The organism is Streptococcus mitis (assembly GCF_902159415.1).
In the GTDB taxonomy this organism is placed as follows: domain Bacteria; phylum Bacillota; class Bacilli; order Lactobacillales; family Streptococcaceae; genus Streptococcus; species Streptococcus mitis_BG.
The window spans coordinates 589,826-602,837 of the sequence record NZ_CABGJU010000001.1 but is presented as its reverse complement, the minus strand read 5'-3'; the positions used below and the strand labels follow the sequence as shown (position 1 = coordinate 602,837).

The 13,012-nt window shown below is 38.6% G+C and carries 12 protein-coding genes; 7 read left to right on the top strand and 5 right to left on the bottom strand.

Annotation, left to right across the window (positions count from 1 at the left end; translation table 11 throughout):
• The first annotated feature begins 360 nt into the window (after positions 1-360).
• The 3 genes from glyQ (at position 361) to FN031_RS03055 (ending at position 3,881) form a co-directional block, all read left to right on the top strand.
• Positions 361-1,278 (top strand): glycine--tRNA ligase subunit alpha, encoded by a 918-nt coding sequence (gene glyQ / locus FN031_RS03065; protein ID WP_000038760.1) that lies wholly within the window; start codon positions 361-363, stop codon positions 1,276-1,278.
• Positions 1,279-1,557: 279 nt separating this feature from the next.
• Positions 1,558-3,594, top strand: coding sequence for a glycine--tRNA ligase subunit beta (glyS, locus tag FN031_RS03060; protein ID WP_142557491.1), 2,037 nt, complete (start codon positions 1,558-1,560; stop codon positions 3,592-3,594).
• 29 nt (positions 3,595-3,623) lie between these two features.
• Positions 3,624-3,881 carry a DUF896 family protein gene (locus FN031_RS03055; RefSeq protein WP_142557489.1) on the top strand — a complete coding sequence of 86 codons (258 nt, stop codon included), beginning with the start codon at positions 3,624-3,626 and terminating at the stop codon, positions 3,879-3,881.
• A 74-nt stretch (positions 3,882-3,955) separates the two neighbouring features.
• Here FN031_RS03055 and FN031_RS03050 read toward each other — a convergent pair whose 3' ends face one another.
• Genes FN031_RS03050 through FN031_RS03040 form a run of 3 tightly spaced genes read right to left on the bottom strand, consistent with a single transcriptional unit; the run spans position 3,956 to position 6,742 of the window.
• Positions 3,956-5,164, bottom strand: coding sequence for an NAD(P)H-dependent oxidoreductase (locus tag FN031_RS03050; protein WP_142557487.1), 1,209 nt, complete (start codon positions 5,162-5,164; stop codon positions 3,956-3,958).
• A gap of 17 nt (positions 5,165-5,181) precedes the next feature.
• A complete protein-coding gene (locus FN031_RS03045; protein WP_142557485.1) occupies positions 5,182-5,787 on the bottom strand; it encodes an NADPH-dependent FMN reductase in 606 nt (201 codons plus the stop codon).
• Between the two features lie 34 nt (positions 5,788-5,821).
• Complete coding sequence (locus FN031_RS03040; protein WP_142557483.1) at positions 5,822-6,742, bottom strand: FAD:protein FMN transferase; 921 nt, start codon at positions 6,740-6,742, stop codon at positions 5,822-5,824.
• 315 nt (positions 6,743-7,057) lie between these two features.
• On the opposite strand from FN031_RS03040, the gene nox reads away from it, so the two are divergent.
• Positions 7,058-8,437 carry a H2O-forming NADH oxidase gene (gene nox, locus FN031_RS03035; protein WP_142557481.1) on the top strand — a complete coding sequence of 460 codons (1,380 nt, stop codon included), beginning with the start codon at positions 7,058-7,060 and terminating at the stop codon, positions 8,435-8,437.
• 99 nt (positions 8,438-8,536) lie between these two features.
• Here nox and FN031_RS03030 read toward each other — a convergent pair whose 3' ends face one another.
• Both FN031_RS03030 and FN031_RS03025 read right to left on the bottom strand, forming a co-directional pair.
• Positions 8,537-9,385 carry a YitT family protein gene (locus FN031_RS03030; RefSeq protein WP_142557479.1) on the bottom strand — a complete coding sequence of 283 codons (849 nt, stop codon included), beginning with the start codon at positions 9,383-9,385 and terminating at the stop codon, positions 8,537-8,539.
• 49 nt (positions 9,386-9,434) lie between these two features.
• Positions 9,435-11,090, bottom strand: coding sequence for an Rqc2 family fibronectin-binding protein (locus FN031_RS03025; protein ID WP_142557476.1), 1,656 nt, complete (start codon positions 11,088-11,090; stop codon positions 9,435-9,437).
• A 104-nt stretch (positions 11,091-11,194) separates the two neighbouring features.
• Here FN031_RS03025 and ybeY point away from each other — a divergent pair, with 104 nt between their 5' ends.
• The 3 genes from ybeY to era are packed head-to-tail and all read left to right on the top strand — an operon-like array spanning position 11,195 to position 12,982.
• Positions 11,195-11,692 carry an rRNA maturation RNase YbeY gene (gene ybeY / locus FN031_RS03020; protein ID WP_004252646.1) on the top strand — a complete coding sequence of 166 codons (498 nt, stop codon included), beginning with the start codon at positions 11,195-11,197 and terminating at the stop codon, positions 11,690-11,692.
• Positions 11,673-12,083, top strand: coding sequence for a diacylglycerol kinase family protein (locus tag FN031_RS03015; protein WP_142557474.1), 411 nt, complete (start codon positions 11,673-11,675; stop codon positions 12,081-12,083). The genes ybeY and FN031_RS03015 overlap by 20 nt, the downstream gene beginning before the upstream one ends.
• Positions 12,083-12,982, top strand: a complete 900-nt coding sequence (gene era / locus FN031_RS03010; RefSeq protein WP_142557472.1) for a GTPase Era — start codon at positions 12,083-12,085, stop codon at positions 12,980-12,982. Before FN031_RS03015 ends, era begins: the two co-directional genes overlap by 1 nt.
• Positions 12,983-13,012 lie beyond the last annotated feature (30 nt).

Here is a 13,012-nt window from a genome sequence, read left to right as displayed (position 1 = left end):
AGTAGCGGTTTTTCATTTTATTCGACAAGGGGCAAAAGTGAAACGATGTCGAATTGGTATGTCTATTTTATATCATTTAGAAAAGATTCCTTATGAAAAAAATTTACTTTTTAATTTCATTTTGTTATAATAGATAACAAGAAAGAATATCTTATCAGTAAATCCTAGCGAGCCTGAGATAGTGAGAGTCAGGTGGTTGAGAGATAAGTGTGGCGCTTTTGGTATTTTTTTAAAAATAATGAAGTAATAAATTAGGGTGGAACCGCGTTTCTGACGCCCCTAGGTCACACGACTTAGGAGCGAAGACACGGTTCTTTTTGTATTCTAGGTCGCAAGAAATTATAGAAAAAGGAGTAAAACATGTCTAAAAAATTGACTTTCCAGGAGATCATTCTTACTTTGCAACAATACTGGAATGACCAGGGTTGTATGCTGATGCAGGCTTATGATAATGAAAAGGGTGCAGGTACAATGAGTCCTTATACTTTTCTCCGTGCTATTGGTCCTGAGCCATGGAATGCGGCTTATGTAGAGCCATCTCGTCGTCCTGCTGACGGTCGTTACGGAGAAAACCCAAATCGTCTCTACCAACACCACCAATTCCAAGTGGTTATGAAGCCATCTCCATCAAATATCCAAGAGCTTTACCTTGAGTCTTTGGAAAAATTAGGTATCAATCCATTAGAACACGATATCCGTTTCGTTGAAGATAACTGGGAAAACCCATCAACTGGTTCTGCTGGTCTTGGTTGGGAAGTTTGGCTTGACGGTATGGAGATCACGCAGTTCACATACTTCCAACAAGTCGGTGGTTTAGCAACAGGTCCTGTTACTGCTGAGGTTACCTACGGATTGGAACGCTTAGCTTCTTATATCCAAGAAGTAGACTCAGTTTATGATATCGAATGGGCTCCAGGAGTTAAATACGGAGAAATCTTCCTTCAGCCAGAATATGAGCATTCAAAATACAGCTTTGAAGTCTCAGACCAAGATATGCTTCTTGAAAACTTCGAAAAATTTGAAAAAGAAGCAGGACGTGCGTTAGAGTTAGGCCTTGTTCACCCTGCTTATGACTATGTACTAAAATGTTCACACACCTTTAACTTGCTTGATGCTCGCGGAGCTGTGTCTGTTACAGAACGCGCCGGCTACATTGCCCGCATTCGTAACTTGGCCCGTGTCGTAGCTAAAACATTCGTCGCAGAACGCAAAAAACTCGGTTACCCACTTCTCGACGAAGCCACCCGCGCAAAACTCCTAGCAGAAGAGGAAGAATAGACAGAGTTACAAGAATGAAAAAAGGCGAACAATGTGAGCCTATATGGAACCCTATAGCAAGTCGAAGACTTACTATAGGGATAGGCACCGCCGTACTGCTTGACGGGGATTTTTGAAACCTTTGGTTCAAAAATCAGTTGACTAAATCCACTTTGATGAGACTGTTGGAAATTTATGTCAAGGAGACATAGGATTTCCCTACAGCCTCACAAAGTTAGTTAGCGACGTCCCCAGTACCTAAGATGCCTATCAAAAAGAAGAAGATGTAAAGGAAAAAACATGACAAAAAACTTATTAGTAGAACTAGGACTCGAAGAGTTACCAGCCTACGTTGTCACACCAAGTGAAAAACAACTGGGCGAAAAAATGGCAGCCTTCTTGGATGACAACCGCCTTTCATATGAAGGGATTCAAACATTTTCAACTCCTCGACGTTTAGCAGTCCGGGTACTTGGATTGGCAGACCAGCAGACTGATTTGACTGAAGATTTTAAAGGACCTTCTAAGAAAATTGCTTTGGATGCAGAAGGAAACTTTTCTAAAGCAGCAGAAGGGTTTGTTCGTGGAAAAGGATTGACTGTAGAAGATATCGAATTCCGTGAAATCAAAGGTGAAGAATACGTCTATGTAACTAAGTATGAAGCTGGAAAACCAGCAGAAGAAGTTCTGACTGGAATTCCAGAAGTCTTGGCTAGCTTAAGTTTCCCTGTTAGCATGCGTTGGGCAAACAATACTTTTGAATATATCCGTCCAGTCCACACTTTGACAGTGCTTTTGGATGATGAAGCTCTTGAACTAGATTTCTTAGATATTCATTCAGGCAGAGTCAGTCGAGGACATCGCTTCCTTGGACATGAAGTTGAAATCCGTCATGCCGATAGTTACGAAGAAGACTTACGCAAAGTCTATGTCATTGCAGATAGCACTGAGCGTGAAAATATGATTCGTGAGCAGATCAAGACTATTGAAGCAGAAGAAGGAGTTAAAGTTCAAATTGAGGAAGGACTTTTAAACGAAGTCTTAAACTTGGTCGAATATCCAACTGCTTTTATAGGTAATTTTGATCCTAAGTACTTAGAAGTTCCAGAAGAAGTTTTGGTTACTTCAATGGAAACTCATCAACGCTATTTTGTTGTCCGTGATCTTGATGGAAACCTGAGACCAAACTTCATTTCAGTTCGTAACGGAAATGCTGAATACTTGGAAAATGTTGTTCGAGGAAATGAGAAAGTCTTGGTTGCCCGTTTGGAAGATGGAGAATTCTTCTGGCGTGAAGACCAAAAACTCAAGATTGAAGATTTAGTTGCTAAACTTTCATACGTTACCTTCCATGAAAAGATTGGTTCTCTTCGTGAACACATGATTCGTACAGGGCAGATTGCTATCCTGCTAGCAGAAAAAGCTGGTTTATCAGTTGATGAATCTATTGATCTTGCTCGTGCTGCAGCCATTTATAAGTTTGACCTCTTGACTGGTATGGTCGGAGAGTTTGATGAATTGCAAGGAATCATGGGTGAGAAATATGCTCTTCTTGCAGGTGAAAATGCTGCAGTGGCGCAAGCTATTCGAGAGCACTATCTTCCAGATTCAGCTGACGGAGTTCTTCCTGAATCTAAAGTTGGAGCAATTCTTGCACTAGCTGATAAATTAGATACTCTCTTATCTTTCTTCTCTGTTGGTTTGATTCCATCTGGTTCAAACGACCCTTATGCCCTCCGTCGTGCAACACAAGGGATTGTTCGGATTTTAGAAGACTTCGGTTGGCATATTCCAATGGACGAATTGATTGCGAGTCTTTATGCTTTATCGTTTGATAGTTTAACTTACGATAACCAAGAAGAGGTACTTAACTTCATCAAAGCTCGTGTTGATAAGATGATGGGTTCTACTGCAAAAGATATTAAAGAAGCTGTTCTGGCAAGTTCAAACTTTGTTGTTTCTGATATGATTGCAGCCGCAGAAGCATTGACAAATGTATCTAAAAACAGTAGCTACAAATCAGCCGTTGAATCATTATCTCGTGCCTTTAACTTGGCAGAAAAAGCAAATAGTTTTGTAACAGTTGATGCAGGTCTCTTTGAAAATGACCAGGAAAAAGAATTAGCTCAAGCAGTAGAAAAACTTGAATTGAAAGGTTCAGCAAGTGATAAATTAGATCAACTATTTGGTCTTAGCCCAGTTATTGATGCTTTCTTTGATAACACTATGGTTATGGCTGAAGATCAGAAGGTTAAGAATAATCGTTTGGCTATTCTAGCTGAACTTGTCAATAAAGCAAAAACAGTGGCTGCTTTTAACCTTCTTAATACAAAATAGTAATTGAAAAGTAGATTGGAGATCCAAATATGACACCAGAAAAAATCGCTCGTATTAATGAACTTGCTAGAAAGAAAAAAACAGAAGGCTTGACTGCGGAAGAAAAAGTAGAACAAGCCAAACTTCGTGAAGAATACATCGAAGGCTATCGTCGTTCAGTACGTCACCACGTTGAAGGAATCAAAATCGTGGATGAGGAAGGAAATGACGTGACTCCTGAAAAGCTTCGTCAAGTGCAACGAGAAAAAGGTTTACACGGCCGTAGTCTTGATGATCCAAATTCATAGATTGAAAAACTCGGTTAGATTTATCTAACCGAGTTTTTATGTAAAGATGAAGCTAAATGTAGTTGACAATATAACTATTTGCTTGCTCCAGAAGTTGCGTCTGCACTATTATTAGAAGATTCAGCTCCGCTACCATGGTTTGTTGATGGGGGAACAGATCCGTTACCAGCGACTAGCCGTTGACCAGTTTCTTGTAGGTACCAGTCAAGCCATGGTTGGAAATTAAATACGATTTCGTTAATTCCTGCATATGATCCGTCAGGATAGTACATAGCTTGGTAGTTGTGAGTATTAATGACACCAGCTGGAGAACCTGGAACAATGGTACGTACGTATTCTTGGTTTCCATTGCGAAGTGTACCGATAACCCACTCTACATTTTTCATACGTGCGGGTGGTAATGAACCATGGATTGTTGACATTCGGCCACCTGATTGGGAAGGAACTCGCTTCGCAAACATAGTATTAGGGTCTTGATGAACATTGTTGTAGTAAAGGAATTGGTTGTTATCATCAGCATATGTCAATTCGAAAGGCATAGCTTTCAAGAACATATCAATTTGGTTTACTGTAAGAATACCATGGTCAAGTTTGACGTATGTATCACCTGAAACAGCACCTGTAATTTTTGCAACTTTTTCTACCCATTCTGGATCATCTGGATCAACTTCTGTAATAGTTGTGGCAATTGGTTTTCCACAATCCAAGTCTTCTGGTTCAATTGGTTTTGGTTTTTTCAATTTTGAAACGACTCCTACGTATTTGACAAAATTATCCAAGCAAGTTTCGAGGAATTTTACAGTTCCTTCGTTGGTGATGTTTCCATCGTTATCGAAAGCTTCTTTAGCTTTTCCAAGAAGGAATTCATTGCCTGGTAAAGTGTATGCATTTACTCCTGGTGCATCTAGAATCTTTCGTAGATGAACTTGGGCACGTGAAGTTCCTTGGTCGTAGTATGATGCTCCCACAATCATAACAGGTTTGTTTTCAAATGGATGAACTTCGTATGAAAGCCATTCAAGGACTGACTTAAGTGAAGCAGAAATAGTGTGGTTGTGCTCAGGAGTGGCGATGATGACACCATCAGCGCGTGTAATCTTGTTATACAAGAAACGCAATTGGAAACTTTCGTCCCATTTTTCGTCTTGGTTAAACATTGGAACTTCATCGATTTCCAAAACTTCTAGTTCAAATTTAAATTTAAACTGACGGCGGATGAACTCCAAGAGTTTGCGGTTATATGATTGATCGTAGTTTGATCCAACAAGTCCAACAAATTTCATTCTTTCGATCTCCTATCTTACAAATTTTCCCAATCAAAATCTTCAGCATCTTTACGAAGAAGCTCTTGTGCGTTACGCAATTTCTCAGTAACTTTAACAAAGATACGGAAGTCATCAAAGATGGCATCCAATTTCTTGATGACATCAAGATCTACCAAGTCACCGTTCTTATCAAATGCTTGAAGAGAATGTGAAAGCAAGAATTCATCTGGGAGAACATTTGCTTTGATTTCAGGAGCGTTAAGAATTTGACGAAGTTGCAATTGAGCACGTGATGAACCGAGTGTACCATATGAAGCACCTGTAATCATGACAGGTTTGTTCAAAAGCGGGAATACTCCGTAAGAAATCCAAGCTAGGGCGCTCATAAGAACAGCTGGAATTGAGTGGTCGTATTCTGGTGTACCGATGATAACACCATCAGCTGCTTCGATTTTAGCTACGATTTCCATAGCTTCAGCTGGAATTTGTTTGTCGGCTGGTTTGTTAAATACAGGTAGATCTTTAATTTCTACCAATTCGATTTCTGCTTTATCAGCAAAGTGTTTCTGCATATATTGAAGCAGTTGGCGGTTTGTGGAACGTTTTGAGTTAGTTCCTACAATAGCAATAAGTTTAAGCATGGGCTTTCCTTTCTCTTTTTGCATTATTAATTATTTATCGTTGGATACCAGATGAACAAGCTAGGTGTCCATCTTTGTCAATGAGGATGGCTTCGATACCTTCCATATTTTCGACTTGCCACATAATAGAAGCGCTACGTTCGCCAAATAATCGTGTGGTCCATATCTCCCCGTCAACTGAACGGTCAGATATTATGGATAAACTCGCTAAATCCGTTTCGATCGGATAGCCAGTTTCACTGTCGAAAATGTGATGATAATCCTCTCCATTAATTTCAAGGTGCCGTTCATAAATACCCGAAGTAACAACTGATTTTCCAGTAACTGATAAGGTCATCAGGTGAGTACCACGTGTATGAGTTGGATCTTGAATGCCGATTTGCCAAGGACGTCCATCTTTTGATTGGTTGTTCCCAATTGTGAGGATGTTTCCTCCAAGATTGATAAGAGCAGAAGTAACGCCATTCTCTTTCAAGAATGTGGCAACCTTATCCGCGCTATAGCCCTTTGCTAAACACCCTAAGTCAATTTTCATTCCCTTTTTTTCTAGGAAAACCGTAGAATTGACTGAATCGAGTTTAATAAAATGAGGGTCTATTAGTGGTAAGGCTGAAGCAATTTCTTCAGGGCTTGCAAGCTTTGCATCGGAAAAACCAATACGCCAGGTTTGAACCAAAGGCCCTATACTAATATTGAGATGACTTTTAGGTGCTAGACTGTGTTCTAGACCTAATGAAATCAGTTCAAACAAATCAGGATGGACTTTAACTGGCGCAATACCTGCCTGATAGTTAATTTCCATTAATTCAGATTCAGTACTGTTAGCGTTGAAGCGAAATTCAAGTTCCTTTAGCAAATCAAAAGCTTGATGGAGAAGATGATCCGCTTGTTCATGTACTAAGGAAATAGTAATTGTAGTTCCCATTAATCGCTCAGATGATGAACTAAAAGGCAAAAAACCAACTCCTTTCGAGTTAATTGGAAATGGTTGTAAATCTTGTCATGAAAGTAATTTTAAGATTTATATTTTATTTCCATATAAATAGAATATCATAAAGTCAGCGTTTTCACAAATTATTTTTTACAAAAAGTCAAGAAAAATGCTCAAAATAATAATTATTAAAAATTAGATAGTAAATAAGTTTTAATTATAATAGATTAATTTTTTATTTATAGTCAAAATTAAGTAATTTCAAACAAAAAACTTGTAAACGCTAACAGAAAGTGTTATAATATCAAGGAAAAAAAAATTAAAGGTAGGATTTATCTTATGAGTAAAATCGTAGTTGTGGGTGCTAACCACGCTGGAACTGCATGTATCAACACTATGTTGGACAATTTTGGAAACGAAAACGAAATCGTTGTATTTGACCAAAACTCAAATATCTCATTCCTTGGATGTGGAATGGCACTTTGGATTGGTGAACAAATCGACGGACCTGAAGGTTTGTTCTATTCTGACAAAGAAAAATTAGAAGCAAAAGGTGCTAAAGTTTACATGAACTCACCTGTACTTTCAATCGACTATGACAATAAAGTTGTTACTGCAGAAGTTGAAGGAAAAGAACACAAAGAATCATACGATAAGTTGATCTTCGCTACTGGTTCTACACCAATTTTGCCTCCAATTGAAGGTGTTGAAATTGTTAAAGGAAACCGTGAATTCAAGACTACTCTTGAAAACGTACAATTTGTTAAGTTGTACCAAAATGCTGAAGAAGTTATCAACAAACTTGCTGACAAGAGCAAACACCTTGAGCGTATCGCTGTTGTAGGTGGTGGTTACATCGGTGTTGAGCTTGCTGAAGCTTTCGAACGTCTTGGAAAAGAAGTTGTACTTGTTGATATCGTTGACACTGTATTGAACGGATACTACGACAAAGACTTCACACAAATGATGGCTAAAAACTTGGAAGACCACAACATCCGTTTGGCACTTGGTCAAACTGTTAAAGCTATCGAAGGTAACGGTAAAGTTGAACGCTTGGTAACTGACAAAGAAACATTTGACGTTGATATGGTTGTTCTTGCAGTTGGTTTCCGTCCAAACACTGCTCTTGCTGATGGTAAGATCGAACTCTTCCGCAACGGTGCCTTCCTTGTTGATAAGAAACAAGAAACATCTATCCCAGGTGTATACGCTGTTGGTGACTGTGCAACTGTTTATGACAACGCTCGTAAAGACACTAGCTACATCGCACTTGCTTCAAACGCTGTACGTACTGGTATCGTTGGTGCTTACAACGCTTGTGGACATGAACTTGAAGGAATCGGTGTTCAAGGCTCAAATGGTATCTCAATCTATGGTCTCCACATGGTTTCAACTGGTTTGACACTTGAAAAAGCTAAAGCTGCTGGTTACAATGCTACTGAAACTGGATTTAACGACCTTCAAAAACCAGAATTTATGAAACATGACAACTATGAAGTAGCTATCAAGATTGTCTTTGATAAAGACAGCCGTGAAATCCTTGGTGCTCAAATGGTATCTCGCGATTCAGCAATCGGTATGGCTATCCATATGTTCTCACTTGCTATCCAAGAACATGTTACAATTGATAAATTGGCATTGACTGACCTATTCTTCTTGCCACACTTCAACAAACCATACAACTACATCACAATGGCAGCATTGTCAGCTGAAAAATAATATCTATTAAAACAGAAGAGCATGCTCTTCTGTTTTTTTGTATATTGAAATAAAAAAGCAATCCTGTAATGGGATTGCTTTTCAGTTCAAATTGCTAGTTTACCTAGGATCAAATGTAAAACCTTCCCCTAGGATTTCATGGGCTTCAGTGATCGTAATAAAGGCCATAGGATCAATGCTGTGAATCATCTCTTTCATCTTAACCATCTCATTTCTAGCTACGATACAGTAGACAATCTTTAAATCGTTTTTACTGTAGTAACCTTGACCTGAAATAAAAGTAACACCACGTCCCAGCTCGTCATTAATTTTATCAGCTAATTCCATTGGCTTTTGAGTGATGATCATGAAGCCTTTACCAGCATAACCTCCTTCTCCAATCAAATCTATAACTCGAGATACGATAAAGTCAAATAGAAGAGTATAGGTTACTAGACGTAGATCTTGGAAGATAATTAAAATTAGCATAAGAATGAAGAAGTCTAAGCCAAATAGTAATTTTCCGACTGAAATATTGGTATATTTATTAAGGATTCGAGCAACGATGTCAGTTCCACCTGTAGTTCCACCAGCGTTGAAAATAATTCCTAATCCAACTCCTAAGAGTACTCCTGAGACTAAGGCTACGATAACTAAATCACCTTCAAGATTAAACTGAAGAGGAATCTTCTCAAAGATAGCCAGCCAGACGGATACTGAGATGGTTCCCAGGAGACTCGAATATAGAGTCTTTGCTCCAAAAATTTTCCAAGCGAGAATAAAGAGTGGGATGTTAATGATGATGTTCATCAATGAGATAGGGATATTAAAGAGATAGTAGGTAATCAAGGTAATCCCTGTGGCTCCACCTTCAAATAAATGATGTGGGACTACAAAATATGTAAGTCCGAAGGCAAATATAGCAGCACCTAGTATGATAGTCATGATGGACTTAATATGGTTATACATTCAGAGAAAGACCTCCTTTCTATAGTACTAAAAATTGTAGCATGGAAGCTTAGCTAAATTTCATGGATTGGATTTTATCTGGATTTGGCGTTACTCGGAGAGTTTTTTGTCCTGTATAAGTAACGAAACCAGGTTTTCCACCAGTTGGCTTATTTAGTTTTTTTACCTGAATCATATCAACTTGTACTAAATTAGATAAGCGACCTTTTGAGTAGTAGGCAGCAAGTTCAGCAGCGTCTGTCTTGACCTCGTCAGATGGGTCGAGATTTCCTGAGATGACGACATGACTTCCAGGAATGTCTTTAGCGTGGAACCAAAGCTCATCTTTTCGGGCCATTTTAAAGGTTAATTCATCATTCTGGAGGTTATTTCGACCAACATAGATGATAGTCTTACCATCACTAGCAAGATATTTTTCAGGTTTTTTTCGCTTATGAAGTTTCTCACGTTGGCGTCTTCTGATGAAGCCTGTTTCAATCAACTCCTCACGAATCTCAACGATTTCATCCAATCCAGCTTGATTAAGAACTGTCTCAACACTTTCCAGATAGAGAATGGTTGACTTGGTTTCTTTTATCAGTTCTGTCAAATATTTAACAGCTTCTTTGAGTTTCTGGTAGCGTTTGAAGTAGCGTTGGGCATTCTGGTTGGGAGTCAAAGCCTTATCAAGTGCTATTGTAATTGGCTGATTGGTGTAATAATTGTCTAAGACGACTTGGTTTTGGTCATTTGGAACTTGATGAAGAAAAGTCGTTAGTAACTCGCCTTTTTGTCGGAATTCCTCAGCATTTTCGGTAGCAAGCAGTTCTTTTTCTTGTTTCTTAAGCTTTTGACGATTTTTTTGCAGTTCATTTTCAACTCGGCGAATGAGTTCGCTAGCCTGTTGTTTGACACGGTCGCGTTCAGCCTTGTCCTTATAGTAGCTATCCAAGAGCTCTGAAAGGCTATTGAAAGATTCACCCACACGATTTGAGAAAGGTACAGAGCTAAATGATGTTTCCGTAAGATAAGGGTTTGTTTCTTGAGAGAAAAAGTTCCGGAAGGTATTTAGTTTATCATCAAGGAGTATTTTCTCCAATTCCATAGCTGTATCACGTCCCAATCCTTGGAAAAGATGTTGAAGATTCTTTGTAGTTAATTCTTGAGTTTGGAGAATTTCAAATAGTTTTTCATTCTTGATAGTAAAGGGATTAAAGGCATCGGTGCTTGGAGGAGCGATGTAAGTAGCTCCCGGTAATAAGGTCCGATAGCTATTTTGAGAAAAACCAATATGTTTGATAACTTCGAGGATTTTTTGCTCAGTTTTGTCTACCAAGAGAATATTACTATGTTTTCCCATAATCTCAATGATAAGAGTCGCCTGGATATGATCTCCAATTTCATTTTTGTTAGAAACTGTGATTTCCACGATACGATCATTGTCAATTTGTTGGATAGATTCAATAACAGCACCTTGAAGATACTTCCTTAAAACCATAATAAAGGTTGATGGCTGTGCAGGGTTTTCAAAAGTTGATTCAGTTAATTGAATACGACCAAAAACTGGATGGGCAGAAAGGAGCAAACGATGACTTTTACGATTGCTTCGAATTTGCAAGACTAATTCTTGATCAAAAGGTTGATTAATTTTCTGGATACGACCATTTACTAATTCTGTTCGTAATTCCTCAACCATGTGGTGTAAAAAAAATCCGTCAAATGACATGGTTCTCTCCTCGTGATTGTATTACATAGTATTATATCAAAAAGGTAGAATAAAATCATAGAAATATGGTATAATAAAGCCAAGTAAAGAGAATCGAGAAACACATGTTTATTGAAATAGTAGATGAAACTGGAAAAGTTTCAAACGAAATTCTACAACAAACTCAAGAAATTTTAGAGTTTGCTGCCAAAAAGTTAGGAAAAGAAGACAAGGAGATGGCAGTTACTTTTGTGACGAATGAGCGGAGTCATGAACTCAATTTAGAGTATCGAGATACAGATCGTCCAACGGATGTCATCAGTCTTGAATACAAGCCCGAGCTAGAGATTTCTTTTGATGAAGAAGATTTAGCCAATGATCCTGACTTGGCAGATATGTTGTCAGAATTTGATGCCTATATCGGTGAACTTTTTATCTCTATTGATAAAGCGCATGAGCAAGCTGAAGAATACGGTCATAGTTTTGAACGTGAGATGGGCTTCTTAGCAGTTCACGGCTTTTTACATATTAACGGTTATGATCACTACACTCCCGAAGAAGAAGCGGAGATGTTCGGTTTACAGGAAGAAATTTTGACTGCCTATGGACTCACAAGACAATAAGAGAAAATGGAAAAACCGTGACCTAATCACAAGTTTGGAATTTGCTTTTACAGGAATTTTGACTGCGATTAAGGAAGAACGAAATATGAGAAAACATGCGTCGACAGCTTTAATTGTCATTCTTGCAGGTTTTGTTTTTCGGGTATCACGAATCGAATGGCTTTTTCTTCTTTTAAGCATTTTCTTAGTAATAGCATTTGAGATTCTTAACTCAGCTATCGAAAATGTTGTGGATTTGGCTAGCCATTATCACTTCGACATGCTGGCAAAGAAGGCTAAGGACATGGCTGCAGGTGCAGTCCTTGTTGTTTCTGTTTTAGCAGCTTTGACCGGTTTACTAATCTTTATCCCTAGAATTTGGGATACACTATTTATGATAATGAGGAAATAATGACATTTAAATCAGGTTTTGTAGCTATTTTAGGACGTCCTAACGTTGGGAAGTCAACATTTTTGAATCACGTAATGGGGCAAAAAATTGCCATCATGAGTGATAAAGCGCAAACAACGCGTAATAAAATCATGGGAATTTATACCACTGATAAAGAACAAATTGTCTTTATCGATACTCCAGGGATTCACAAGCCTAAAACCGCCCTTGGAGATTTTATGGTAGAGTCAGCATATAGTACCCTACGTGAAGTGGATACCGTGCTTTTTATGGTTCCTGCAGATGAGCCACGTGGTAAGGGTGACGATATGATTATTGAACGTCTTAAAGCTGCAAAAGTTCCCGTTATTTTAGTAGTTAATAAAATTGATAAGGTTCATCCAGATCAGCTTTTGGCTCAAATTGATGATTTCCGAAATCAAATGGATTTCAAAGAGATTGTACCAATCTCAGCTCTTCAGGGAAATAATGTATCACATTTAATAGATATCTTGAGTGAAAACTTAGAAGAAGGTTTTCAATATTTCCCAGCTGATCAAATTACAGACCATCCAGAGCGCTTCTTGGTTTCAGAAATGATTCGTGAGAAAGTTCTTCATCTGACTCGTGAAGAGATTCCACATTCTGTCGCAGTGGTGGTTGACTCTATGAAGCGTGACGAAGAGACAGACAAGGTTCATATCCGCGCAACCATCATGGTTGAACGTGACAGCCAAAAGGGAATTATCATCGGTAAAGGTGGCGCCATGCTCAAGAAGATTGGAACCCTTGCGCGTAAGGATATCGAGCTCATGCTAGGGGACAAAGTCTTCTTAGAAACTTGGGTCAAGGTCAAGAAAAACTGGCGAGATAAAAAGTTAGATCTTGCTGACTTTGGCTATAATGAGAAAGAATATTAAGTAGAGGTGGGCTCATGCCTGCTTCTTGTT